Source organism: Thermomonospora cellulosilytica, assembly GCF_014138835.1.
Lineage (GTDB): Bacteria > Actinomycetota > Actinomycetes > Streptosporangiales > Streptosporangiaceae > Thermomonospora > Thermomonospora amylolytica.
The window spans coordinates 802932-828454 of record NZ_JACJII010000001.1 but is presented as its reverse complement, the minus strand read 5'-3'; the positions used below and the strand labels follow the sequence as shown (position 1 = coordinate 828454).

General features: G+C 72.1%; 21 protein-coding genes. 12 read left to right on the top strand and 9 right to left on the bottom strand.

Features of this window, described 5'->3' with window-relative positions:
* Window position 1 precedes the first annotated feature (1 nt).
* From HNR21_RS03840 to acs, 3 genes are all read right to left on the bottom strand, one after another.
* Window positions 2-433, bottom strand: coding sequence for a phage holin family protein (locus tag HNR21_RS03840; protein ID WP_119731353.1), 432 nt, complete (start codon window positions 431-433; stop codon window positions 2-4).
* Between the two features lie 96 nt (window positions 434-529).
* Complete coding sequence (nhaA, locus tag HNR21_RS03835) at window positions 530-1738, bottom strand: Na+/H+ antiporter NhaA (protein ID WP_182704076.1); 1209 nt, start codon at window positions 1736-1738, stop codon at window positions 530-532.
* 288 nt (window positions 1739-2026) lie between these two features.
* Entirely contained in the window at window positions 2027-3991 is a 1965-nt protein-coding gene (acs, locus tag HNR21_RS03830) for an acetate--CoA ligase (protein ID WP_182704075.1), read from the bottom strand.
* Window positions 3992-4321: 330 nt separating this feature from the next.
* On the opposite strand from acs, the gene HNR21_RS03825 reads away from it, so the two are divergent.
* The 5 genes from HNR21_RS03825 (at window position 4322) to HNR21_RS03805 (ending at window position 10663) form a co-directional block, all read left to right on the top strand.
* Window positions 4322-5134, top strand: coding sequence for a Fic family protein (locus HNR21_RS03825; RefSeq protein WP_182704074.1), 813 nt, complete (start codon window positions 4322-4324; stop codon window positions 5132-5134).
* A 973-nt stretch (window positions 5135-6107) separates the two neighbouring features.
* A complete protein-coding gene (gene ssd / locus HNR21_RS03820; RefSeq protein ID WP_182704073.1) occupies window positions 6108-7190 on the top strand; it encodes a septum site-determining protein Ssd in 1083 nt (360 codons plus the stop codon).
* 234 nt (window positions 7191-7424) lie between these two features.
* Window positions 7425-8594 (top strand): TadA family conjugal transfer-associated ATPase, encoded by a 1170-nt coding sequence (locus tag HNR21_RS03815; protein ID WP_182704072.1) that lies wholly within the window; start codon window positions 7425-7427, stop codon window positions 8592-8594.
* Between the two features lie 274 nt (window positions 8595-8868).
* The gene (locus HNR21_RS03810) at window positions 8869-9618 is read left to right on the top strand and encodes a type II secretion system F family protein (RefSeq protein ID WP_312880834.1); all 750 of its coding nucleotides are present in this window, start codon (window positions 8869-8871) and stop codon (window positions 9616-9618) included.
* A gap of 469 nt (window positions 9619-10087) precedes the next feature.
* Window positions 10088-10663 (top strand): type II secretion system F family protein, encoded by a 576-nt coding sequence (locus tag HNR21_RS03805; RefSeq protein ID WP_182704071.1) that lies wholly within the window; start codon window positions 10088-10090, stop codon window positions 10661-10663.
* A 200-nt stretch (window positions 10664-10863) separates the two neighbouring features.
* Here the strand turns inward: HNR21_RS03805 and HNR21_RS03800 are convergent, their stop codons facing one another.
* Window positions 10864-11886 carry an alpha/beta hydrolase gene (locus HNR21_RS03800; protein ID WP_182704070.1) on the bottom strand — a complete coding sequence of 341 codons (1023 nt, stop codon included), beginning with the start codon at window positions 11884-11886 and terminating at the stop codon, window positions 10864-10866.
* Between the two features lie 480 nt (window positions 11887-12366).
* On the opposite strand from HNR21_RS03800, the gene HNR21_RS03795 reads away from it, so the two are divergent.
* From HNR21_RS03795 to HNR21_RS03780, 4 genes are all read left to right on the top strand, one after another.
* On the top strand, window positions 12367-12561 hold the full coding sequence (locus HNR21_RS03795; protein ID WP_119727894.1) for a DUF4244 domain-containing protein: 195 nt from the start codon (window positions 12367-12369) through the stop codon (window positions 12559-12561).
* A 5-nt stretch (window positions 12562-12566) separates the two neighbouring features.
* Window positions 12567-13067, top strand: coding sequence for a TadE family type IV pilus minor pilin (locus tag HNR21_RS35865; RefSeq protein ID WP_182704069.1), 501 nt, complete (start codon window positions 12567-12569; stop codon window positions 13065-13067).
* Between the two features lie 482 nt (window positions 13068-13549).
* Window positions 13550-13963: an Rv3654c family TadE-like protein gene (locus tag HNR21_RS03785; RefSeq protein ID WP_182704068.1), complete on the top strand. Its 414-nt coding sequence runs from the start codon at window positions 13550-13552 to the stop codon at window positions 13961-13963.
* A 233-nt stretch (window positions 13964-14196) separates the two neighbouring features.
* Window positions 14197-15576, top strand: a complete 1380-nt coding sequence (locus HNR21_RS03780; protein WP_182704067.1) for a fibronectin type III domain-containing protein — start codon at window positions 14197-14199, stop codon at window positions 15574-15576.
* A gap of 1049 nt (window positions 15577-16625) precedes the next feature.
* Here HNR21_RS03780 and HNR21_RS03775 read toward each other — a convergent pair.
* Window positions 16626-17003, bottom strand: a complete 378-nt coding sequence (locus HNR21_RS03775) for a hypothetical protein (RefSeq protein WP_182704066.1) — start codon at window positions 17001-17003, stop codon at window positions 16626-16628.
* 77 nt (window positions 17004-17080) lie between these two features.
* Window positions 17081-19486 (bottom strand): DNA 3'-5' helicase SftH, encoded by a 2406-nt coding sequence (locus HNR21_RS03770; RefSeq protein WP_312880830.1) that lies wholly within the window; start codon window positions 19484-19486, stop codon window positions 17081-17083.
* 369 nt (window positions 19487-19855) lie between these two features.
* On the opposite strand from HNR21_RS03770, the gene HNR21_RS03765 reads away from it, so the two are divergent.
* Window positions 19856-20209 carry an STAS domain-containing protein gene (locus HNR21_RS03765; protein ID WP_116022624.1) on the top strand — a complete coding sequence of 118 codons (354 nt, stop codon included), beginning with the start codon at window positions 19856-19858 and terminating at the stop codon, window positions 20207-20209.
* Window positions 20210-20234: 25 nt separating this feature from the next.
* Window positions 20235-20705 (top strand): ATP-binding protein, encoded by a 471-nt coding sequence (locus tag HNR21_RS03760; protein WP_182704064.1) that lies wholly within the window; start codon window positions 20235-20237, stop codon window positions 20703-20705.
* Window positions 20706-21174: 469 nt separating this feature from the next.
* On the opposite strand, the gene HNR21_RS03755 is transcribed toward HNR21_RS03760, so the two are convergent.
* The 3 genes from HNR21_RS03755 to HNR21_RS03745 are packed head-to-tail and all read right to left on the bottom strand — an operon-like array spanning window position 21175 to window position 22428.
* Window positions 21175-21588, bottom strand: a complete 414-nt coding sequence (locus HNR21_RS03755; RefSeq protein WP_182704063.1) for a VOC family protein — start codon at window positions 21586-21588, stop codon at window positions 21175-21177.
* Window positions 21585-22082, bottom strand: coding sequence for an SRPBCC family protein (locus tag HNR21_RS03750; RefSeq protein ID WP_312880829.1), 498 nt, complete (start codon window positions 22080-22082; stop codon window positions 21585-21587). The genes HNR21_RS03755 and HNR21_RS03750 overlap by 4 nt, the downstream gene beginning before the upstream one ends.
* A 7-nt stretch (window positions 22083-22089) precedes the next feature.
* Window positions 22090-22428, bottom strand: coding sequence for an ArsR/SmtB family transcription factor (locus tag HNR21_RS03745; RefSeq protein ID WP_312881542.1), 339 nt, complete (start codon window positions 22426-22428; stop codon window positions 22090-22092).
* A gap of 506 nt (window positions 22429-22934) precedes the next feature.
* Between HNR21_RS03745 and HNR21_RS03740 the strand changes: the two genes are divergently transcribed.
* On the top strand, window positions 22935-25400 hold the full coding sequence (locus tag HNR21_RS03740) for a sodium-translocating pyrophosphatase (protein WP_182704061.1): 2466 nt from the start codon (window positions 22935-22937) through the stop codon (window positions 25398-25400).
* Window positions 25401-25523 lie beyond the last annotated feature (123 nt).

Here is a 25523-nt window from a genome sequence, read left to right as displayed (position 1 = left end):
CTCAGTCCGCCTGGCTGAGCGCCGGCTTGTCCTCGTGCCGGAACGCCTCCGGCAGGTCCCGGAGCGTCCGCCGGGTGCGCTTGGCCCCCCGGATGCGCTTGACCACCAGCACGCCGACGACGCCGAGCAGCACCGCCACCACCACGTAGGTGATCGCCACGGTCAGGAACGCGGCCCACGGCCACATGCCGAACAGCTCCATCAGCCCGTAGGCCAGCGCCAGCCCGAGGAAGATGATCACCGGTGCGAACACCGCCAGCGACACGAAGAACAGCGCGCCGCCGACCGCCGCCTTGCGGGCGTCCACCCGCAGTTCCGTCTTGGCCAGGCTGATCTCGGCGCGGATCAGCTTGGAGATGCCGCTCGACGCCTGGGCGACCAGCTCACCGAGAGACTTGTCCTCGATCCGCTCGCCCGGCCCTGCCTCCGCCATGTCGCACTCCTTCTCCCAGGGCACCGGTATCCCAGGGGCACGCTGCATAGCCTTGCAGCAGGGATCACCGTAGTGCCACCCGGGACATGCGTGATGTCAGCCAGTCCTGACCGTCCGGCGCCCGCGGCCGTGGACCCTGAACGCCGTCGTGGCCAGCGCGGCGGAGACCACGCTGGCGACCAGCACCGCCGTGGTGACGTTGTCCACCCGCGCCGGGTCGGTGTAGGCCAGCCCGCCGATCAGCAGCGACACGGTGAACCCCACCCCGGCGAGCAGGGCCACCCCGGCGAGCTGCCGCCACCGCAGGTCGTCGCCGAGCCCGGCCAGGCCGAGCCGCACCGCCGCCCATGCGCCGCCGAAGACGCCGAGGAACTTGCCGACGACCAGCCCGGCGATCACCGCGAGCGCCACCCGGTCGGTCGCCACCTCGCCCAGCGCGGACGGGTTCAGCGCCACCCCGGCCGAGGTGAACGCGAACAGCGGCACGCACACCCCCGCCGACAGCGGCCGCAGCACGTGGTCGGCCTGCTCGGCGTTGGTACGGCGGCCGTCCGGGGTCTCCCGGGGGCTGGTCAGCATGCCGAGCGCGACCCCCGCGATGGTGGCGTGGACGCCGCTGCGGTACACGCAGTACCAGGCCAGCAGCGCGATCGGCGCGTGCGCCCAGGGAGTGCGCACGCCCTTGGCCTGCAGCACGCCGAACAGGGCGATCAGCGCGACCGCCGCCGGCAGCCACAGCGGCGCCAGCTCGTGGGTGTAGAAGAGCGCGATGATCGTGATGGCGATCAGGTCGTCCACCACCGCCAGCGTCAGCAGGAACGCCCGCAGCGCCGCCGGGCAGGCCGGGAACGCCACCGCCAGCACCGCCAGCGCGAACGCGATGTCCGTGGCGGTGGGGATCGCCCAGCCGCTCGCCGCCCCCGGCTCGCCGGCGCTGACCGCCAGGAACAGCGCGGCCGGCACGAGCATGCCCGCGAACGCCGCGATCACCGGCAGCGCGGCCTGCCGTGGACGCCGCAGCTCGCCGTGCGTGATCTCCTCGCGGAGTTCCAGCCCGGCGATGTAGAAGAACAGCGCCAGCAGCCCGCTCGAGGCCCAGTGGGCCACGTCCATCGGCCCCAGCTCCAGGTGCCGGAACTCCTCGTACGCCCCGTTCCACGGGCTGTTGGCCCAGGCCAGCGCGACGAGCGTGGCCCCGAGCACGATGAACCCGCCGATCGTCTCGGTACGGAGCGCCTCGGCGAGGTTGCGGCTGTAGCGGACGGTGTGCTGGACGGGCCAGATGGCGGCGACAGGGCGCGGCACGGCACTCCCGGTGTGCTGGTCGGCGAACAGGACACGGGAACGCCCTTCAGTGGACATTCCCGGCCGACCAGACTTCCCGGCACACCGAAACCAAGGCTACCCATAAGGCCCAAACGCAACCGTCCGTATCACCGCAACACGTTCACGCCCGGCTGCGCGTCGGCTCACGCCGCGACGCGTTCACCGGCCCCGCCGGTCGGCGCCTCGGGCCTTCGACGGGAACGCCCGGAGACGGGAACGCGGCGCGCCCCGCCGGTGCGGAGGGCGCGCCGCGTTCGACGTCCGGGATCAGTCCTCGGGCTTGGCCGTGGGCAGCTTGGCGGAGATCAGGTCCATCACCGAGCTGTCGGTGAGGGTGGTGACGTCACCGAGCGAACGGTTCTCGGCCACGTCCCGCAGCAGCCGCCGCATGATCTTGCCGGACCGGGTCTTGGGCAGCTCCGGCACCACCATGATCTGGCGGGGCTTGGCGATCGGCCCCAGCGTCCTGGCGACGTGGTCGCGCAGCTCCTTGACGAACTCCTCGCCGTCGGCCTCGTCCTCGGCCGCCCCGCGCGGGATCACGAACGCCACGATCGCCTGCCCGGTCACCGGGTCGGTCGCGCCGGTCACCGCCGCCTCGGCCACCTTCGGGTGCGAGACCAGCGCCGACTCCACCTCCGTGGTGGAGATGTTGTGGCCGGACACCAGCATCACGTCGTCCACCCGGCCGAGCAGCCAGATGTCGCCGTCGTCGTCCTTCTTGGCCCCGTCGCCGGCGAAGTACATCCCCTCGAACCGGGACCAGTAGGTCTTGACGTACCGCTCGTCGTCGCCCCAGATGGTCCGCAGCATCGACGGCCACGGCTCCTTGAGCACCAGGAACCCGCCGCCGCCGTTCGGCACCGACGCCCCGGTGTCGTCCACCACGTCCGCGCTGATCCCCGGCAGCGGGCGCATCGCCGCGCCCGGCTTGCCCTCGGTGACGCCCGGCAGCGGGCTGATCATGATCGCGCCGGTTTCGGTCTGCCACCAGGTGTCCACCACCGGGCAGCGGTCCGCGCCGATGTGGTGCCGGTACCAGACGTACGCCTCGGGGTTGATCGGCTCGCCCACGCTGCCGATCACCCGCAGGCTGGACAGGTCGTACTTGGCGGGGATGTCGTCGCCCCACTTCATGAACGTCCGGATCGCGGTGGGCGCGGTGTAGAAGATCGTCACCTTGTACTTGGCGATGATCTCCCACCAGCGGCCCCGGTGCGGGGTGTCCGGCGTCCCCTCGTACATCACGCTGGTGGCGCCGTTGGCCAGCGGCCCGTACACGATGTACGAGTGCCCGGTCACCCAGCCGATGTCGGCCGAGCACCAGTACACGTCGGTCTCCGGCTTCAGGTCGAACACCGCGTGGTGGGTGTAGGCGACCTGGGTCAGGTAGCCGCCGGCCGTGTGCAGGATGCCCTTCGGCTTACCGGTCGTGCCGGAGGTGTAGAGGATGTAGAGCGGGTGCTCGGCGTCGTGCGGCTGGGCCTCGTGCCGGTCGCTCTGCCGGTCCACCACGTCGTGCCACCACACGTCGCGCTCGTGCTGCGCCGTCTCCTCGCCGGTGCGGCGCACGACCAGGACCCGCTCGACGCTCGGGGTGTCGGCGACGGCCTCGTCCACGGTGGGCTTGAGCGCCGACGGCTTGCCCCGCCGGTAGCCCCCGTCCGCGGTGATGACCAGCTTGGCCTGGGCGTCGTTGATGCGGGTGCGCAGCGCGTCGGCGCTGAACCCGCCGAACACCACCGAATGGGTCGCGCCGATCCGCGCGCAGGCCAGCATCGAGATCGGCAGCTCCGGGATCATCGGCAGGTAGATCGCCACTCGGTCGCCCTTGCGCACGCCCAGCTCCAGCAGCGCGTTCGCGGCCTTGTTGACCTCGCGCTGCAGGTCGGCGTACGTCAGCGTACGGGTGTCGCCCTCCGGCTCGCCCTCCCAGTGGTAGGCGACCCGGTCCCCGAGCCCGGCCTCCACGTGCCGGTCCACGCAGTTGTAAGCGACGTTCAGCTCACCGCCGACGAACCACTTGGCGAACGGCGGATTGCTCCAGTCCAGCACCTGCTCCCACGGCTTGGCCCAGGTCAGCCGTTCCGCCTGGCGGGCCCAGAAGCCGAGCCGGTCCGCTGCGGCCTCGTCGTAGACGTCGGCCTTGACGTTGGCCGCGGCGGCGAGTTCAGGGGGCGGGGCGAACCGCCGGTTCTCCTTCAGCAGGTTGGAAAGGGGCTCTTGGCTCACGATTCACTCCTCGCCACACGGCCCGGTGGACCGCGCTCGCCGGGCAACTCCGTTCACTGCGCTGACCGCGTACCCCGTCCGGCCGGACGGCGGCGCATGGGCCGTGCCGCCCCGGCGGGGTGCGGTCGCCAAGCTCACGGACCCTGGGGCCCGCTCCGCTCGCGTGTCGCTCACGGTGTGCTCTCCTTCAGACGGAACAGGGGGTGGCGCCCGGTGTCGTCCACTTCACCAGGGAATTCCCCGTCCCACAAGGTCATCCGAGGGCGAAATCGTCCTGTGCCCCTGGGGGGCGTCCCGCGGCCCCGGACGGACGGCATAAGGTCGGACACCGTGACAGACCCATTGGCCCAAGTCGCGGCGCTGCCCGGGGTGGACGAGGCGGTCGCCGAGGCCCGTTCCACGGTGGACCGCCTGCTGGGCCACCGCATCCTCCGCCGCCGCAGCGCCGAGGTGTCCACCGAGTCGGCCCTGCGCGCCGCCCGCGCCTCCGCCGCCCTGGAGGGCGTGTCGGTGAGCCTGGAGGAGTTCCGGCAGGACGCCGCCGAGATGGCCGCCGAACGTCCCGGCCTGGACCCGGTGGTGCAGGGCTCCCTGCGCATCTCCGCCGAACTCGGCACCCTCACCGAGACCTGGCGTCAGGCCCCCCGCCAGGTCCTGGCCCGCCTCCACGTCCTGGCCGCCGCCGACGCGGTGGACGAGGACGCCCTGGGCCGGCCCCGCGCCGAGGACCAGCCCGCCACGGACCCCCTGGGGCTGGGCGCCCCTCCCGTGCCCGCGGAGGTCGCGGCCCGCCTGGACGCCCTGAGCACCCTGCTGACCCGGCCCACCAAGGCCCCCGCGATCGTCGTCGCCGCCATCGTCCACGGTGAGCTGCTGGCCCTGCGCCCCTTCGGCTGGGGCGACGGCCTGGTCGCCCGTGCGGCCGAACGCCTCACCCTCGTGCAGCGGGGCCTGGACCCCAAGTCCCTCACCGCCCCCGAGGTGGGCCACGCCGAACGCGCCGACGAGTACGTCGGAGCCCTCCGCGCCTACCTCACCGGCACCTCCGAGGGCGTGGCCTCCTGGGTCCGGCACTGCGCCGCCGCCGTGCAGATCGCCGCCCGCGACTCCCTGGCCATCTGCGAGGCCTACCTCCGCGGCTGACCCGCCGGGTGGGAGGCCGGGTGGGAGAATGCGTTCTCGCAAAGCGAGCGGCGCCTCGTTGAGAGGCGCCGCCGCCACACGTCACTCCGGGTTACCAAGCGTGCTCTCTGATTCGCCGGATCGGGTCAAGCCCGTCTCGGCGCGCCTCCCGCGGCTGGTCGCGCGTGGGTACCCGGGTGCCGTGCCCGGACTTTTGTCCGTGACACCTGTCTACGCCTCATTTGCCCAGATCGCAAGCCCCTCTGGAAGCCTTCGCGCGGCACGGCGGCCCGCCGCCCGCCGTTCGGGCGCCGGGCCGCCGCCGATCACCGCCGGAACGGGATCATTGGGGCGAACCGGAGTTGTCGCCGGAATTGATCACACAACGTGATCATTTGTCCGTGGTGGGCGCTCTCGGCTCCCGCGGCCTCCCGTGCCGGCCGGGTCCGGCCGCATTGTCCGCCTGACTTGCCAGATCAGTGGGGAGATGTCCCGGTTCGCCTTCGCCGGCTTTGGGAAGTCGGCAAAAACGTCACCTGTTGTATCTCTTCGTAGCTCGACGGAAGTCTCGATGATCGGGCAGCATATGTTGTATCTCCCTACACTGTAGGCAACGGCTTTGCGTCACCCATGGATCAAACCGGCGTGCCCCGGTAACGGCGCGCCCGGCGCGATCTGCAGAGACCTTCCTGGAAACGGTCCGCCTCTACCCCCCCGGAGCCGGACCGCTCGACGACCCCCGCTATCCCCCCCGGCGGGGGTCGTCGCATGTCCGCACCCTTCTCGGCCGACACCGTCACGCCCCCGTGCGCGGGGAGCGCCGTCCGCGTATCCGCTGGTGGTCCGGCGGCCTGGGAAGGCGTCCGCGGATCCGGTACGGGCTCTCGCGGGCCGGCGAGCCGGAGCGGAGAGTTATCCACAGATTGCGGATCGTCTTCCGCGTGAGGCGGGCGGGGCCTGAGGGTGGAGCCATCCGAACCCCAGGAGGAAACCCATGGCAACCACCGCACTGATCGCGACGGCCGATCCGCGGATCGCCGATGACCTGCTGCGGCTCGCCGCCGCGGCCAACGCCGAGGCCACCGTGGCCACCACCGTCGAGCAGGCGAGAACGGACTGGCGCCGTTCCCCGCTCGTCCTGGTGGGCGCCGACATGGCGGACGGGCTGGCCGCCGGGGGAGTCGCCCGGCGCACCGGCGTCGTGCTGGTGACCGGCGAGGCGGGGGCGTCGGACGGCTTCCGCGCCGCGGTCGTCGTCGGCGCGCAGGATCTGGCCGCCCTGCCCGACGACGAGGAATGGCTGGTGAACGCGCTCGCGGCGGCGGCCGAGCCGGACGACGCGCGGGCCGTGACGGTCTGCGTGACCGGCGGCCGCGGCGGTGCCGGCGCCAGCGTGCTGTCCGCCATGCTCGGCCTGACCGCCGCCCGCCAGGGGCTGAGCACGCTGCTCGTCGACGGCGATCCCCGGGGCGGCGGCCTCGACCTGGTGCTGGGAGCCGAGGACGTCCCCGGTTCCCGCTGGCCCGACCTGGCCGGACGCCGCGGCCGCCTGAGCGCCGAGCTCCTCCGCCGTTCGCTCCCGGCGGTCGAGGAGCTGACCCTGCTGTCCTGGCACCGCGGGGACCCCGAGCACCTGGGCCCCGAGGGCATGCACACGGTGCTGGACGCCGCCGTCCGCGGCTTCGACCTGATCATCGTCGACCTGCCCCGGGATCCCGACGAGGCCGGCCGCGTCGCCCTGCGCGCCGCGTCCCGCACCTTCCTGATCGTGCCCGCCGAGCTCCGCGCCGTCGCCGCCGCCGACCGCGTCGCCGCCTCCCTGCTCGGCGACACCGACGACATCCGTCTCCTCGTGCGCGACCCCTCCCCGGGGGGCCTGACCCCCGAGGTCATCGCCCGCACCCTCGACCTCCCCCTGGCCGGCTCCGTCCAGGACGACCGCCGCCTCCCCGCCGCCATCGAACGCGGCGAGTTCCCCCGCCTGAGCCGCCGGGGCTCTCTGCCCGACCTCTGCGACCGCCTCATCGAAGACCTGCACATCCCCCACCCCGCCCTTCCCCGGAAGGAGGCGGCATGACCTTCCGTCCCCACCCGCGCATCCACCGCATCCCCATCCGCAGACGCCCACCCACCGCCCCCGGGAGCACCCCACTCCCCGGCCAGGGGAACGGTGACCGTGCAACCCCGTTCACCCCAATGGCGATGACACGAGCCCTCGCAGGTTGCTGATGCCCGGCGTGAGAGGGGTGCGGGGTGCCGTGGGCGAGGTCGGGCCGCGATCAGGTGGCTGATTCAGGAGGAGGCAGGCGACGTGAACGGACCGGACGACCTCACCGACGCCGTGCGGGCGCGGCTGGCCGACACCGGCGGGGAACCGACCGGTGGACGGGTCGCGGCGGCGGTGCGGGCCGAGGAACGGCTGCTCGGCGATCAGGAGGTACTGGCGCTGGTGAACGAGTTACGGGCGGACTTCGTCGGCACGGGGCCTCTGGAGCCTCTGCTGCGTTCGTCCGAGGTGACCGACGTCCTCGTCAACGGGCCCTTCGAGGTCTGGGTGGACGCCGGCTCGGGGCTCGTGCGGACGCCGGTCCGGTTCCCCGACGAGGTGTCCCTGCGCAGGCTCGCCCAGCGTCTGGCGGCCGCGGCCGGCAGGAGGCTGGACGACGCCGCCCCGTACGTCGACGCCAGGCTCCCCGGCGGGATCCGCCTGCACGCCGTGCTGCCCCCCGTGTCGCCGGGCGGGACCTGCCTGTCCCTGCGGCTGCCGCGCCGCCGGGCGTTCACCCTGGACGAGCTGGTCGCCGCGCAGGCGATCCCCCCGGCGGGTGCGGAGCTGCTGGCGGCCCTCGTGGCGGCGCGTCCGGCGTTTTTGATCACGGGAGGCACCGGGACCGGCAAGACCACCCTGCTCAGCGGTCTGCTGTCGCTGGCCGACCCCCGGGAACGGCTGGTCCTGGTGGAGGACGCCGCCGAACTCCGGCCGGAGCACCCCCATGTCGTGCGCCTTGAGGCCCGGCCTCCCAACGTCGAGGGCGCGGGCGGGGTCACCCTCCACGATCTCGTCCGTCAGGCCCTGCGGATGCGCCCCGACCGCCTCGTGGTCGGCGAGGTCCGAGGCGACGAGGTGGCGGATCTGCTGAGCGCTCTCAACACCGGCCATGAAGGCGGCTGCGGCACCCTCCACGCCAACACCGCCACCGACGTGCCCGCCCGTCTGGAGGCGCTCGGCTGCGCCGCCGGCCTGACCCGCGAGGCCGTCCACAGCCAGCTGGCCGCCGCCCTGGACGTGGTCGTCCACCTGACCCGCGACCCTGCGGGAGGCCGCCGCCGCGTCGCCGCCGTCTGCATGCTCCAGCGCGGCCCGGACGGTCTCGTCAACGCCCTGCCCGCCGTGACGTTCACCCCCGACGGCCAACTGGTCAACGAACCAGGGGCCTCCGCCCTGGCCGACCGCCTCGGAGGTCTCTGGCGCCCCCGATGACGACCACCCGCAGCCACCCTCCGCCCTCGCAGCCAAGGCTCCCCGGCATGCTCCAGCGGCCCACGACCTCACCGCACGCAACATCGGCTCGTGCCCCGGCTGCTCAGACCGGCCCCAGAGGAGGCTCCTCCGGGATTTGTCAGGCAGGACGTGGAGCGTGCCGGTGGACTTCGGTGACGGCAGTGCGCGACCAGCGGGTTTCCGTGCCGGCGGTAATGGCGGGGAGGTGATGGGCCCGGCCGTGTCGGCGTGAGCGGTTCTGAAGTTGAAGGGAGTGATCGTGTTCGAGGTTGCTGTGGCTGCCGGGCTGGCGGGACTTGCGGTATGGGTGCTCTTTGCGCCTTCGCTGGCGCGGCGGCGTCTGGACTCGCTGGCGGGCGGACGCCGGGCCTCTCCGGGGGGTGATGCCCTGCGCTGGGGTCGGGAACGCTTCGAGCGGCTGCGAGCCAGAAGAGGGAACGAGGCGCTCTGGCGGGCGTCGGTGATCGAGCTGTGCGACGGCATGGCGGCCGAACTGCGTGCCGGTCGTGTGCCGGAGGCGGCCTTTGCGAGTGCGGTGGCCGTCCTGGACCCTCAGGTAAGCGGCCCCGTCATGACCGAGTGGCGGCGGTGCCAGGCGGGGGGAACGGCCGATGTGGCGGATCCCGACATCGCCTTGGAACGGTTGGCGGAACGTCCGGGTGCCGAAGGGTTGCGCATGCTCGCGGCGTGCTGGCGGATCGGTGCCGACAAGGGCGGAGCATTCGCGCCGGTGATCGAGGGTCTGGTCGCTGCGCTTCGGGATGAGGAGGCTCAGCGGCAGGAGATCGCCGCCCAACTGGCCGGGCCTCGTGCCACGGCTCGCCTCTTGGCGGTTCTCCCGATCGTCGGTCTGGGCATGGCGGCCGCCTTGGGGGCGGATCCGCTGGCCTTCCTCTTCGGCACCGTCCCCGGGTCGGTATGCCTCACGCTCGGAATCGGTCTCGACGCCCTCGGCCTGTGGTGGACACACCGCCTGGCACAGTCCGCACAGGCGATCCGATGAAGAATTGATCTTCCTCCTCCGGCCTCTCGGAGAGGACCGGCGAAAGTGGCCACGACATGAAAGGCAGTGCGATCAGCTCATGAGCATCACGATGTATGCCGCCATCGGATGTGCTGCGTTCGCGGGATTTCTTCTGCCGCGAGGCAGATCGACTGCGACACGACGGCTCGAATCCCTCTTAGGGGGTCGCGGGGGAAGGCGCGGACCAACAGATCCGGTGACACGCGCCGGCATGGATGAAGGGGCCTTCCTCCGAGGAGCCCGGGAGGGCCGCGGCGCCGGTCCACGGCTGTCGAAGGCCACTCGTGAACGCACTTCACCGCCGTGTTCGACCGCAGATCAGGGGCCACGCCGCCATCGCCCCGAAGCCGATCGGACGTTCCCTCCCCCGAATCCCCCGGGCGCGGCATCGGCCCCATCTGCTGTGCGGGGTCAGGGCGATCGAGGCATCGCCCAACGGGTGGCGCCGATGGCAGCGGGCCTGATCGTGATGCTCACGTTCGGCGGCCTCGCCGGATTCCTCGCCGGGATCGCGACGGCCGCGGCGGTCATGGTCGCCCTCGGCCGGGCCGAGTCCCGCGGGCGGCGGGAACGCGGGAGGAGACTCGCAGCGGATGTCCCGGTGGCCGTCGACCTGCTCGCCGCGTGCCTGCGAGGCGGTGTCTCCTGGACGGAGGCGGCCGAAGCCGTCGCGGACACCATCGGCGGCCCGCTCGGCGAGGAGCTCCGCGGAGTCGCCGCAAGGGTGCGCCTGGGCGCGGACCCCGCCGACGCCTGGCTGGCCCTGACCGCAGAGCCCGCGCTGGCGGCCCTGGGCCGTACCGTGGCCAGAGCCGTCGACAGTGGTGCTTCGCTGGCTCCGGCCCTCACCAGGATCGCCGCGGATCGCAGGAAACAGGCGCACGCGGCCGCCACGGCCAGGGCACGCGCAGTGGGCGTCTACGCGGTCGCGCCCTTGGGGCTGTGTTTCCTGCCCGCGTTCGTCCTGCTGGGGATCGTCCCTGCGGTCGCCGGCATCGCCCGGTCACTGCTCCTGCCCCTATGAGCGCCGCAGAAGCCGGGACCGCTCACACCCCTGCCACTGCGCCATCGTGCTCCCGAATCATGGAAGCAGGTGATGCCCGGAGAGCTCGACGAGCCGATCGTGCTCTCCCGAAGGGCTTCCACCAGATGGTGCAGACGCGCGCAGGGCGCGTTCGGCGGGGACGGCGGTGATCTGCCCGGAAGAGCGGGTGGGGGCGGACGTCAGAGGCGCCGGGCGCCGATGGACTGCATCAGGCTGGGCCAGACGGTGTTGACCTCGCGGATCCAGTAGGCCCACGAGTGCCGGCCGTCGCCGTAGATGTGGGCGGTCACCGGGATGTTCAGCTGGCGCAGGCGGTTGAGGAAGACCCGGTTGCTGTAGCCGACGCCGACCTCGCTCAACAGGCCGATGTCCCACGGCGCCATGTTCGGGTTCTCGAACGGACCCGGGCGGCCCGTGGTGGCGCTGGAGATGTAGAGCTTGGTGCCGCGCAGCCGTTCCGCCAGCGACGTGGGGTCGTGCGCCCGCCAGTTGGCCCGGTTGAGGAGGGGGTCGCCGTAGACGGCGTACGGGTCGGAGCCCGAGCCCAGCATCGTGTACATCAGCAACGCCGGAATCCCCGGAGCGAGCAGCGACAGCGGTCCGCTGAACGAGGCGGCGTGCCGGAACGTCCTCGGGTAACGGGCGGCGTACGTGATGCAGCCCTGGCCTCCGGAGGAGTTCCCCATGCAGGCGCGCGCGCCGCCGGCCCGGAAGTTGCGTTCCATCAGCTCGCGGACCTCGAGCATGTGGAAGGTCTCCCACATGGGGATCCCGCCCCGGCCGCCGTTCCACCAGTCGGTGTACGAGCCGTTGTCCCCGGCCGGCATGACCACCATGACGTCGTACTTGCGCGCCAGGCCCTCGATGTCGGTGGAACGGGTCCACGAGGTGTGGTTGTCCCTCCCGCCGTGGAAGGCGTAGAGCACCGGCCAGGTCCGCAACGCGTTCTGCCGCCAGGTCTTGGGGACCAGGACCCGCACCTTCTTCTGGGTCCCCAGCGCCTTGGAGTTGATGGTGACGTCGAACGAGCTGCCCTTCTGCAGCCAGGTCCATCCGGCCACGGTGGCGCCGTTGGAGGCGCGCCTGTCGGGCGCGGCCTGGGCGGGCTGGACGGCGGCGGTGACCGCGAGAGGACCGATCAGGGCGGCAGCGGTGACCGCCCCTACCCGACGGGTCAGACGTCGCCACGATCGTGCCGGCATGTCATCCTCCGCTGCCGTTCCCCGCGCCGTCCGTCCGGCTCTCCCGGCGGGCGGGCCGTCCGGAACGGGACCCTGCACCGCCGCTCGGCTCGTCGGGAACGGCCGGGAACGCCCGGGGCGCATGCGGACGGCGGGTCTGGGGGTGTTCTCGGTATCACGTTGTTGCGGGGCACAGTACACCAAATCCAATAGCGACTCAGTAGAGCGTTTTCGTGACGATCCGTGACGTTCCGTGAAATCTGCAGTTCGCACCGCTTGAATGCGCATCGCATACGGTCGCTTGCCCCGCGTGCCCGCGCCGCCGGTCGCAAGAGCTCGAACGATCCTGCGCATTCGACGAAGGCGGAGATGCGCCCGCCCCGCCGGACCGCCTGAGCAAGGAGGGTTTTCCACAGAACGCCGTTCCTGTTCCCACGCTCCTTCCTGCGGCACAGGGTGGGTCCCAGGGCCATCCCGGCCCCGCAACGGAGGGAGCCGCATATGCAGGTGATCGGAGCGATGCTCGGGCGGTGGCGGAGTTCCGCCCGTGACCTGGGCATGTCCACGGCGGAGTACGCGATGGGAACGCTCGCCGCCGTGGCGTTCAGCGGGCTGCTGTACAAGGTCGTCACCAGCGCGGAGGTGCGCGGCCTGCTGATGGGGATCATCCGCGGAGCACTACGGATGGGCGGGTGAGGGACATGCCTCGCTCATGCGCCCCACCGGCTGCGCCCGACGACCCGCGTCGGCGACGAACGCCGTGCAGGATTCTCCGCCGCCGGCGACCGGGCCGCCATGCCAGGCCCCGGCGAGAAGGCGGTGGAGACTCCGCCCGCGCCGGCCCTTCACCCGATGAGGCCGGGTTCGCCACGGCCGAGGTGGCGGTCGCCTTGCCGGCCGTCGTGCTGGTCACCCTGGCGGCCATGTGGGGGGTGTCGATCGCATCGGCTCAGCTCTCCTGCACCGACGCGGCCCGGGCCGGAGCCCGTGCCGCGGCCAGAGGCGAGTCCCTGGCGGCCGTCCACAGCCGGGTGACCGCCGCAGCCCCCAGGGGCTCGACTGTTCAGGTGCACCGCGACGGCGAATTGACCCGCGTCGAGGTCACCGCCACAGTCCACGCTCCCGTCCCGACCGGCCTGCCCCCGGCCGTACTCCGCGCCAGAGCCCTGTCCGCCACCGAGCCAGGAGCCGCCACCCCCTGAAACCGGCCGTCCGCCGGGCCCGCGCCCCCGCGGACGGCCGCCCCTCCCGTCGCCCGCCATCCACAAAGGCGGCGAGCCAGAGCGAGCAAGCCGCGAACGGAGCACACAGTGACTGCACCACGGCAAAGCCCGCCAGCCGAACGCGGCACATCACGGCCGACTTCCCCAGGCCATGTCCGGCGGATCTGGAGCGTGCTCTCCGGGATGGCCGCAGCGAACGCAAGCCGCCGGAGACCCGGAGAACGTCTGGCGGACGGGCGCGCGGCACAACGTCCGGGCCGCCACCGAGATCTACCGGACAGGCTCCAGGACGTGTCCGGCGGAGCCGGTCCTGGCTGGGGTCGGGGATCCGGGGCCGGATGAGCGGCTGGATCGAGTGGTGGGAGGTGGTGGGGGATGGCGTCAGGAGATCTGTGGCCTGGCGTGAGGGCGGGGCTCTGCGTTGGCCGGGGTTCCGTTGGTGTGTGGAGTGAGGACGTTCGATGGTGATCAGAGATGTGCCGGGGTGCCTGCGGGCGGTTCAGGCCCGGCGGGTGATGGGAGACCGGGGGTCGGGGACGCTCTGGGTGCTGGCGCTCATGGGGTTGATCTGGGTGATGGGGGTCGCGTTCATGGCGGCGGGAGGGGTCCGGGCGGCGCGGCACCGGGCGTATGGGGCTGCCGACCTGGCGGCGTTGGCGGCCGCCTCGCGGGCCGTGGAGGGGCCGGAGCCGGCGTGCCGGAGGGCCGCGGAGGTGGCGGAGGGCTGGGGTGCGCGGCTCTCGTCGTGCGCGGTGCGGGGCATGGTGGCCGATGTCGAGGCGACGGTGACGGTCCGGCTGCCCGACCCGTTCGGCTCATTGCGATTCGTCTCCCGGGCCAGGGCTGGTCCTCAAGGTCAGGAAGGCGTAAGTTAGGTCACTGGCAAAGTCGTTGTACTCCGTGTCAATAGCTGATCGGAGGTGCCGGGTGCGGACGCCGACCGGGTTCGTCCGGAGCGGCGGGCACTCGTGTCACCTGTCTGTGATGTTCATTACCAGCCAGTACGTTACGCTTCTGTAAGCGCATAGGTACCGGCGCGACCAGAGATCACGTCGCCGCCCGGGGCCGCCGCGGCGACAAGGGATCGGCTGTCGAAGGGATTGCCGCCGTGACGATGATTCGCAGGCTTGGCGCGCTGCTCATCGCGATGCCCGTGGCGACGGGGGTGATCCTGACCGGCACACCCGGCTCGGCGAACGCGCTGTGGGGGCGGGTCACCGCACCTGCGGACGGTGCTGTGATCACCAGCGGCACTCGGGTGACCGCGAAGGCCGAGTATGGCGGCTTGGACATGGAGCTGCGCGTCACCGTCCCAGGAGCCGGTGACCAGTTCCTCACCCGCGGCGGCGGGTCGGGCACGATGAGCGCTCCGGTGAGCATCGGGGTGAACGGCAAGTACACCGTCCGCCTGAAGGGGCGCTTGTGGCCCTATCGGGAGTACGACAGCAGCACGTTCACGGTGCGCATCCCACCGGCCGCGCCGTCCGGGGTCTCGGCGAGCGCCTCGGGCAACACCCTGACCGTCACCTGGAACCTCGGCCTCGAGGACGACCTCACCGGCTACAAGGTGGACGCGGGCTCCCACGGCTCCAAGTCCGGCTCCACCGGCGCCTTCTGCTCGGGAACGGTCTGCTCCCACAAGTTCACCCTCGCCTCCGGGAGCACCGGTCCGGCGACCGTCAGCGTTCGGGCCGTCCGGTCGAACGGCACCGGCGGCACCATCACCTCCGGCCCCTCCTCCCGCACCGTCCAGCTCGCCGGCCCTGGCGGCGGCCCCGGTGGCGGTGGTGCGGGCGGCACCGGCGGTGGCGGCGTCTCGGTCGGCAACCTGCCCGCCCCGAACTACGGCGCCGGGAACGGCGGCACCCCCCTGACCCCGTTCAACGAGCAGTCCCCGGTCACGCTGCCGAACGTGCAGCCGGACGGAGCCAACCCGAACTTCGCCTACCCGGAGCCGGTCGTGGCCGGACAGAACGCCGGCGGCCAGGACCCGGCCGCGCTCGCCCGGCTGCAGTGGAGCAAGAGCATCGCCATCGCGCTGATCCTCCTGGTGATCGCCGCGCACCTGGGCACCTGGACCCGCCGCATGCGCGTCGCCCAGGCAGGCGTCAGCAGCCTCGGCATGGCGGCCAGGATCGCCCGCAGCGGCTCCGGCCGCACCCGGGTCGAGAAGACCCAGGAGCACATCGCCCGCGCCGAGGCCACCGCCAAGGCCGCGACCGCGACCAAGCCACGCCCGGCCAAGGACGCCGGGTCCCGCTCCGCCACCCCGACCCGGCAGCCGGGCACCAAGACCCGTACCACGACCCAAGCCGGCAAGACCGGCGGAACCGCCACGGCCACCCGCACCCCGCGCCCCACGACACCGCCTGCGAACGCCCCGACCGGCACCGTCAGCGTCAAAACCGCCGACTCCACCGCCGGCACGGACTCCCCGGCCCCCCGAGGAACCGGCTACCGCTTCGTACCGCCACCCCGCTCCTCGTAGCCCACCTCCCGCCGCCCACCGGCCCCGTCCACCAAAACGGGTGCACATCCACAGCCCTGCCCTCAGACCACCGCAGCCCACCCCCACCACGCTCGGCGGCCTGCTCCACCCCAAACACCCACCGCCTCCACCCCAAGCACCACCGCAATCGCCGAGCGCGAGCCCAGGCGCGGTTCCTCGCAGGCGGCTCGTTGCTCCTGCCGTCTTTGTAGTTCGGCGATGCCAGCGTCGACGGAAGTGCGCTAGTCGATTGCACTGCCTGCGTTGTTGCGTCCGCGGACCACGTTCAGCGGCAAGGATCCCGGTACAGCGCCGTGGGCGGCCTGGCCGTGTCGTCAAAGGGGCCGCACGGCGTCTACGAGGCGCATCGCATCCACGCGTGCCGGTCGCCTGGTCGAAAGCCGCCGGGCACACCGGACGGCCGACCCGGCTCAGTCGACTGACACCACCAGGGCACTTTGACGACAGGTCCTAGTTGCCAATGCGCCGAGTAGATGATCAGCCGCTCACCCAGCAGCCACCAGGGCACTTGACGGCAGGCCCTGGTCGCCAACGGTGGTCGTTGCGGGCGGCCCATCCCTGGAGCCTGTCCGGTAGGTCTTGGTGGTCGCCGGAACGTTGTGCGTGGCTCGTCCGCCAGGCGTTCCCAGTGGTCTCCGGCGGCTTGCGTTCGCTGTGGCATCCCGGAGAGCACGCCCAAATCCACAGGACACGGCGCAGGCCGTTCTCACGGTCTGCGTGAACGTCCTGGTGATCACTGCGGCTCGGCTTCGGCTGTGTAGGTGTGCAGGTGGGGGTGCCGCTGGCCGAGTGGGGGATGAGAACGAGGGCGGCGGCGGGGTGCCGCCGTGGACGGTCCCGGATAGCTCCTGCGGGTGGTCGGCAGTATGCGGCGGTAGGTCATGCCGGGCGGCGGCATGTGCCTGCACGTAGGCAGTAGGGCATGTGCCTTGCACATGGGCGGTTTGCGCGTGGGCGGTAGGGGCCGCTCCAGCGTTAAGAGGCGTTCGGGAGGGCCGCAGGGGAGGGGCGGGTGCCGGCGTTCCGGGTTAGTGAGGGACCGGCTGGTTGGGGGAGCGCTGGGGGCGGGGGGCGGTCTTCTGCTGGCTGCGGATGCGGGCCAGTTCGCGCTGGAGCTGGCGCTTTTCCATCTCGAGGGTGGTGATGGACTCCTCGTGCTCCTCGCGGAGGTAGCGGAGTTCGCGGCGGGTGCGGACGGAGCGGCTGATCCCGCTGAGGAGGAGGGTGAGGCCGCCGATGAAGACGGTGGCGACGATGACGCCGGCCAGGAAGACGTGCCACTGGGCGGTGACGCCGGGGACGGCGGTGCCGAAGGCGGTGAGCTGGGCGGCGTCGTTGTTGGCCAGGATGACGGCGGTGCCGGTGGCCAGGGCGGCGACGGTGACCAGCAGGCCCAGGAAGATCATGGTCGGGGGGCTCCTCTCCGGGGCGGGCCGAAGATCGTCGTTCCCGACGGAGCGTAGCTTGCCGCACAAATCGGGCGCTATCCGTTCGTGACCATTGACCCTTCGCGCGGCCCTTCGCGCAGGAGTTCGCCCAGCAGCAGGACGGCGCCGTGCTTGTCCAGGGGTTCGTTGCCGTTTCCGCACTTGGGGGACTGGATGCAGGACGGGCAGCCGGACTCGCACTCGCACGCCAGGATCGCCTGGCGGGTGGCGTGCAGCCACGCCGCGGCGTCGGAGTAGCCCCGCTCGGCGAAGCCCGCGCCGCCCTCGTGCCCGTCGTACACGAACACGGTGAGCAACCCCGTGTCCGGATGCAGGGCCGTGGAGACGCCGCCGATGTCCCACCGATCACAGGTGGCGAACAGCGGCAGCAGACCGATCGAGGCGTGCTCCGCGGCGTGCGCGGCCCCCGGCAGGTCCAGGTCGCCCAGGCCGCGCAACTGGGACTCCGACAGGGTCCACCAGACCGCGCGGGTGCGCAGGGTGCGCGGCGGCAGGTCGAGCGGCTTCTCGCCCAGGACCTCGCCGGACTGCAGGCGGCGCATCTGGTACGCCACGACCTGCCGGGTGACCTCCACCGTGCCGAAGCACAGCGTGGCCTCCCCCCAGGACGACGACCGCAGCGTCTCGATGATGCGGATGTCGGTGACGTCCCGCGCGGTGGTGGAGTAGTCCGGCTCGGCGGGCTCCACCAGCGCGACCGAGTCCTCCAGGTCCAGCACCTCCACCAGGAACGTCTCGCCCTGGTGCAGGTAGACGGCCCCCTGGTGGACGGTGGTGTGCGCGGAGGCCTCGTCGACCGTGCCGAGCAGCCGCCCGGTGGACGCCTCCACCACCTGGATCGGCGGTCCGCCCGCCCCGCGGATGTCGGCGAGGTCCGTGGCGCGTTCCCGCCGCGTCCAGTACCAGCCGGACGCCCGCCGCCGCAGCATCCCCCGGCGCACCAGATCACCCAGCACGTCGGCCGCCGCCGGCCCGAACAGTTCCACGTCGTCGGAGGTCAGCGGCATCTCCGCGGCGGCCGCGCACAGGTGGGGTCCGAGGACGTACGGGTTGTCGGGATCCAGCACGGTCGCCTCGACGGGCGTGCCGAAGATCGCCTCCGGATGGTGCACCAGGTAGGTGTCCAGCGGGTCGTCGCGGGCCACCAGCACCGCCAGCGCCTCCTGGCCCGCCCGTCCGGCCCGCCCGGCCTGCTGCCACAGCGACGCCCGCGTACCGGGCCAGCCGCACACCAGCACGGCGTCCAGCCCGGAGACGTCCACCCCCAGCTCCAGCGCGTTCGTCGAGGCCAGCCCGATGATCTCGCGGGAACGCAGCGCCGCCTCCAGCGCCCGCCGGTCCTCGGCCAGGTACCCGGCGCGGTAGGCGGCCACCCGGTCGGCCAGCTCGGGCACGGCCTCCTCCAGCGCGCGGCGGGCGCTCAGCGCGACCGACTCGGCGCCGCGCCGGGACCGTACGAACGCCAGCGTCTGCACGTCCTGCACCACCAGGTCGGCGAGCAGGTCGGCGGCCTCGGCGGTCGCCGTCCGCCGCACCGGCGCCCCCCGCTCGCCCCGCAGGTCCGTCAGCGGCGGCTCCCACAGCGCGAACGAGGCGGCGGCGCGCGGCGAGGCGTCCTCGGCCACGGCCACCACGGGCACCCCGGTCAGCCGGCGCGCGGTCACGGCGGGCTCGGCGGTCGTGGCCGAGGCGAGGACGAACACCGGCGACGCCCCGTACCGCGCGCACACCCGCCGCAGCCGCCGGATGATCTGGGCCACGTGGGAGCCGAACACGCCCCGATAGCCGTGCGCCTCGTCGATGATCACGTACCGGAGCCGGCGCAGGAACGCCGCCCAGCGGGCGTGCCCCGGCAGGATCGAACGGTGCAGCATGTCGGGGTTGGTCAGCACGTAGTCGGCGTACTGCCGCACCCAGCTCCGCTCGTCGGGCGGCGTGTCCCCGTCGTAGGTCGCCGCCCGCACCTTCGCCAGCTTCAACGCCCGCAGCGAACGGAGCTGGTCGGACGCCAGCGCCTTGGTCGGCGCCAGATACAGCACCGTCCCGTCCCCAGGGACCGCCGCCCGCACCCCCGCCCCGCGCCCGGCGGCAGCGGGTACGGCCCGACCCCCACGAGCCCGCGACCCGCCCGTCCCCCCACTGACCGACGAGCCCACCGAGCGACCGTTCGTCGTGCCCGGCTCGTCGTCTCCGGGGTCGGGGTCGGGGGGCTCCTCGCCGAGGACGGCGGTGAGGGCGGGGAGGAGGTAGGCCAGGGACTTGCCGGAGGCGGTGCCTGTGGCGATGCTCACCGAGCGGCCGGCGCGGGCGTGCTCGGCCGCCTCGACCTGGTGCCGCCAGGGGTGCTCGATGCCGGCCAGGGCCAGCCGCTGGACCAGCAGCCGGGGGACCCAGGACGGCCACCGGGCGGGGCGGCCCGGACGTGCGGGAACGTTCTGCACATGGGTCACCCGGCCGCGTCGCCCGGGGTCGGCGAGCAGCCTGGCCAGAAGGTCGCCGGTCGCGGGCGACGGACGGTCCGGCCGGTCGTCGGCTGAAGATCGAGAACTTTGTGCGGCCACAGGTTTCCAGTCTGACATCCTGGGCAAGAGGTGGAGATATGTCCGGCGGCGACGTCGGTACCCCCTGCTCTCGCGCCGGGGTCCACCGCTTGGACCGGCTCTGCGCCCCCGTCAGGAGGCCAGGCCGGGCGGTGGCCCGGACGGAGGGCTGTCACCTGGCGGAATCGTGTATGAGTGACGTCGGGTCGTGGTTGAATCACGGCGGGGTTCCGTTGCCCCGGACCACTGCGGCACGGCGCTGGAGGATCTGTGGACCTGAAGGTGAACGACTACACCACCGACGATGGCCTCACCGTCATCAACGTGGAGGGCGAGATCGACGTCTACACGGCGCCGAAGCTTCGCGAGAAGCTGATCGATCTGGTCAACAAGGGCAAGTTTCACCTCCTCGTGGACATGGAGAAGGTCGAGTTCCTGGACTCGACCGGGCTCGGCGTCCTGGTGGGCGGGCTCAAGCGGGTGCGCGCCCACGACGGCTCGCTGGAACTGGTGTGCACCCAGGAGCGGATCTTGAAGATCTTCCGGATCACCGGGCTGACCAAGGTCTTCGGCATCCACGACTCCATCGAGGAGGCCCAAGAGAAGCGCAAGAGCGCCAAGTAGACGACGCACCGAGACGGCCCCCGAGATGGCGACAGTTGAGGTCTCGTTCAGCGCGCTCCCCGTCCACGTGCGGACGGCGCGCCTGATCGTCACGGCCGTGGCCCGGCGCAGCGGTGTCTCCGAGACGCTGCTGGACGAGGTCCGGCTGGCGGTCGCGGAGGCGTGCTCGCGGGCGGTGGAGGCCCATCGACGGCACTGCCCCGACGAGCCCGTACGGCTGGAGTTGAGCGGCGACGGCCGCCGCTTCGAGGTCGTCGTGAGCGATTCGGTCCCGGGCGACGACGCGGCGGGCGGCGCGGACATCGATCCCGCGCCCGCCGTGTCGGCCCTGGACGAGATCGAGCCCGACTTCCCCGCGGGCGCCGCCGACCTCGGCCTGGCCGACGCGGCGGAACTCGGGCTCGCGGTGATCCAGGGCCTCGCCGACGACGTCGAGATCGACGCCACCCCCAAGGGCGTCCAGATCCGCATGAGCTGGCCCCTGAACGGCACCTGACCCCACCCGGCCCCGCCGCCCGCCCGCGCCCGCACTCTCGCACGCGGCGGTGACGGCCTGTGCGAGCTGCGCGACCGGCTCGCGAGGTGCCGAGCCCGCGCTCCGCTCTCGCGTGCGGCGGACCGCGCGGATCCGGGTGCCCGCCCCGCGAGCGCCCGCTTTCCGTGCCCTCGCATTGGCCCCGTCATGTCGCGAGGTGCACACCCGCGCCCACGGCGCGGTGGACCGGTCCCGGCCCATCGGCGAACGCCTCTGACCCAAGGCGCCCCCTCGCACCCTCAAGCCCTGAGGGCGTGTCCGGTGGATCCCGAGCGTGCTCTCCGGGACGGCCGCAGCGAACGCGAGCCGCCGGGGACCGCTGGGAACGCCTGGTGGACGGACCGCGCGGTGCGAGGTCCGGACCACCATCAAGATCTACCGGACAGGCTCCAGCGCCCTGCCTGCTGCGTTGGTGTGCCGGGGGTGCGGGTCAGGGGCGGGTGGAGATCTGCTGGACGGCCCAGCGGTTGCCGTCGGGGTCGGCGAAGAAGATGAAGCCGTGGTTGTCGAGGGGGTCGTCCTCGGTGGCGGGACGGAAGCCGTCCTTGTCGGCGTACTGGATCTCGCCGACCTCGACGCCGCGTTCCCGGAGGTGGGCCCGGGCCGCGTGCAGGTCGGGGACGACCAGTTGGAGGCCCTCCAGGGAGCCGGGCTTCATGGTGGTCATGCCCGTGCCGATGACGATGGAGCAGCCCGAGCCCGGCGGGGTGAGCTGGACGATGCGGATGTCGCCGCTGCCGGTGGTGTCGAAGTCGACGTTGAAGCCGACCTGGTCGGAGTAGAACGCCTTCGCCCGGTCCACGTCGGAGACGGGGACGACGACGACTTCCAGGGTCCAGTTCATTGCTGTCTCCTTGTCTCGATGGCGGCGAGCACCCCGTCGAGCCGTTCGAAGCCCTCGGCCGCCCCGCGTTCCATGGGGGAGCGCAGCACCAGGTCACGGGCCTGCCGGGACGGGAAGCGCCAGGTGGTGGTGAGCGTGGTCCGGCCGTGGGCCTCGTGGAGTTCGTGGGTGACCAGGGACTCGCCCGGATACCAGTGGTCGTCGAACGACTCGGTGTGGACGAGCCGGACCGGCGGGGCGATCTCGCGGTAGCGGCCGGAGGCGGCCATGCCCGCTCCGCCGGGGCCCCGCCAGACGAAACGCCAGGCGCCGCCGACGCGCAGGTCGATCTCGCACTCGACGATGGTCCAGCCGTGTGCGCCGTACCAGCGGACGACCAGCTCGGGCCGGGTCCAGGCGTCGAACACCAGGCGGCGGGGAGCGCGGAACGCCCGGGTCATCGCGATCTCGGTGTCCGACGGCGTCGTCACCTGGACGCCCGGGATGCCGTTCACCGGTGCCTCACCCGCCTTCCGGGTCCTGCAGTTCGTCGAGCAGGGCGTCCAGCGCCTGGTAGCGCTCTTCCCAGAAACGCCGGTACTCCGCCAGCCAGTCGGTGACCTCCTGGAGCGGCCGGGGATCCAGCCGGCAGGGCCGCCGCCGCCCGTTCCGCCCGCGGGTGACCAGACCGGCGCGTTCCAGCACCTTGAGGTGCTTGCTGACGGCCGGCTGGCTCATCGCGAACGGGGCGGCCAGCTCGGTCACCGTGGCCTCCCCGTCCCTGGCCAGCCGCGCCAGGATCGCCCGCCGCGTCGGATCGGCCAACGCCGCGAACGTCGCATCCAGCCGCTCGGTCATCACATCCATAACCAACTCGTTTAATAACCTCCTGGTTTTCTATCGCATCCCGGACGGCCGGGCAAGACCCCCGCGAGCCCCGCCCGTGCGCCCGGTGACCTCGGCGGGGGCCGGCGGCAGGTGATCGAATGCGGTATGAGATCGTCTTCCGGGCGGTTCTCGGCGATCTTGATATTTCGGCTGAGCGGTTAAATCTGTTTATCGTTCAGCCGAAGTCGGAAGATGATCGGCGGGGCTGTGGTGATTCATGGGGCGGATGGTGCCCATGGTGCGTAGCTCTCCTGGCGACAAGCCGCTGACCTGCGATGATGGACTTGCGGCAAATTTTGTGGGTATGACGTCCACCCCTTGTGGAAAGTCGAATGGTGAGGCTTCTCATCCGGGTGGGGGCTGCATAGACTCCCGGCACCCGCTGCGCCCTGCGAGGTGTCCGAATTGTCTTTGCGGGGTAAGCGGTAAAGATCGTCTCTTTGGCGGTCTCGATCGCAACGCCCTGTCGAGGAGGACGGATGTCTGGGCTTTCCCTGTCAAGCCCGGCCGGCAGTGCAGACCTGGATCTGGGGGGCGGCGACTTCACCCTGGTCGCCGTCGTCGCCGTGGTCGCGCTGCTGGCGCTGGTCGTCGCCGGGCTGCTGGTCCGCGAGGTGCTGGCCGCGGGCCAGGGCACGCAGAAGATGCAACAGATCGCCCGCGCGGTCCAGGAGGGGGCCGGCGCCTACCTGAAACGCCAGTTCCGCACGGTCGCGATCTTCGTCGTGATCATCCCGCTGCTGCTGTTGCTGCTGCCCGCCGACGATCTCGGGGTGCGGATCGGCCGCTCGGTGTTCTTCGTGGTCGGGGCGCTGTTCTCGGCGATCACCGGGTTCGCCGGGATGTGGCTGGCCGTGCGGGGCAATGTGCGGGTCGCCGCCGCGGCCCGTGACGGGGACCTTGCCGCCGAACGCAGGGCCATGCGGATCGCGTTCCGCACCGGCGGGGTCGCCGGCATGTTCACCGTGGGTCTCGGGCTGTTCGGCGCGGCCGTGGTGGTGCTGTCCTACCAGGGCGGCGCACCGGGCGTGCTGGAGGGCTTCGGCTTCGGCGCCGCGCTGCTGGCCATGTTCATGCGGGTCGGCGGCGGGATCTTCACCAAGGCCGCCGACGTGGGCGCGGACCTGGTCGGCAAGGTCGAGCAGGGCATCCCCGAGGACGACCCGCGCAACGCGGCCACCATCGCCGACAACGTGGGCGACAACGTCGGCGACTGCGCCGGGATGGCCGCCGACCTGTTCGAGTCGTACGCGGTGACGCTGGTGGCGGCGCTGATCCTGGGCACCGCCGCGTTCGGCACCGACGGGCTGGTGTTCCCGCTGATCGTCCCGATGATCGGGGTGATCACCGCGATGATCGGGATCTTCGCGGTGGCGCCGCGGGCCCGCGACCGCTCCGGGATGGCCGCCATCAACCGGGGCTTCTTCATCTCCGCGATCATCTCGGCGCTGCTGGTGGCGGTGGCCGCGTTCGTCTACCTGCCGTCCTCGTTCGCCGACCTGAACGGGGTGACCGACCCCGAGATCACCGGGCTGGACGCCAACCCGCAGCTCGTCGCGCTCGGCGCGGTGATCATCGGCATCGTGCTGGCCAGCGCGATCCAGCTGCTCACCGGGTACTTCACCGAGACCAACCGCAAGCCGGTCAAGGAGGTCACCGACAGCGCCCGCACCGGCCCGGCCACCGTGGTGCTGTCGGGCATCTCGCTGGGCCTGGAGTCGGCGGTCTACTCCGCGCTGGTGATCGGCGCCGCCGTGTACGGGGCGTTCCTGCTGGGCTTCGGCAACACCACGGTGGCGCTGTTCGCGGTCGCGATGGCCGGGACCGGGCTGCTCACCACGGTCGGCGTGATCGTGTCGATGGACACCTTCGGCCCGGTCTCCGACAACGCGCAGGGCATCGCGGAGATGTCCGGCGACGTGGAGGGCGAGGGCGCCAAGGTGCTGGAGCGCCTGGACGCGGTCGGCAACACCACCAAGGCCATCACCAAGGGCATCGCCATCGCGACCGCCGTGCTGGCGGCCACCGCGCTGTTCGGCGCGTACCGGACCACGGTGGAGGCCGCGCTGAACGAGGCGTCCCGCAGCGCCCGCGACGCGCTCGGCGACTACGCCAACTTCAGCCTGTCGATCGACTCGCCGAACGTGCTGATCGGGCTGATCGTGGGCGCCGCGGTGGTGTTCCTGTTCTCCGGGCTGGCGATCATGGCGGTCAGCCGGGCCGCCGGGCGGGTCGTGATCGAGGTGCGCGACCAGTTCCGCACCAAGCCCGGGATCATGGACTACTCCGAGAAGCCCGACTACGACCGGGTGGTCGACATCTGCACCCGGGACGCCCAGCGCGAGCTGGCCACCCCGGGCCTGCTGGCGATCATGACGCCGATCGCGGTGGGCTTCGCGCTCGGGTACGCCCCGCTGGGCGCGTTCCTGGGCGGCGCCATCGCGGCCGGGGTGCTGATGGCGGTGTTCCTGGCCAACTCCGGCGGCGCCTGGGACAACGCCAAGAAGCTGGTCGAGGAGGGCCACCTCGGCGGCAAGGGCAGCGAGGCCCACGAGGCCACCGTGATCGGCGACACCGTGGGCGACCCGTTCAAGGACACCGCGGGCCCGGCCATCAACCCGCTGATCAAGGTGATGAACCTGGTGTCCCTGCTGATCGCGGACGCCGTCGTCACCTACGCCGCCAACCTGCCGCTGCGGGTCGGCATCACCGCCGCCGCGGTGATCATCGTGGTCGGCGCCATCGTCTGGTCCAAGCGCCGGGTCACCGACCTCGGCGACGGCGGCACCGGTCCCGCCGCCGTGCCCGGCGGCACCCCGGAGATGGCCGCCGTGGGCGCTCCCGCCGGCGCCGCCCCGGCGGAGGCCGCCGCCGAGCCCGCCGAGACGACCACCGCCAAGGACGCCCCGGCCACCGACAGCGCCACCGAGACCAAGTCCACCTGACCGACGATCCGTCCAGGGCCCCTTCACCGACCCCGGTGGAGGGGCCCTTCCCGTTCGGCGCACCGAGCCGTGCCGGGAGCAATGCCGGGGCCGCGGCACCGTTGCGACAGCGAGGACGCGGAT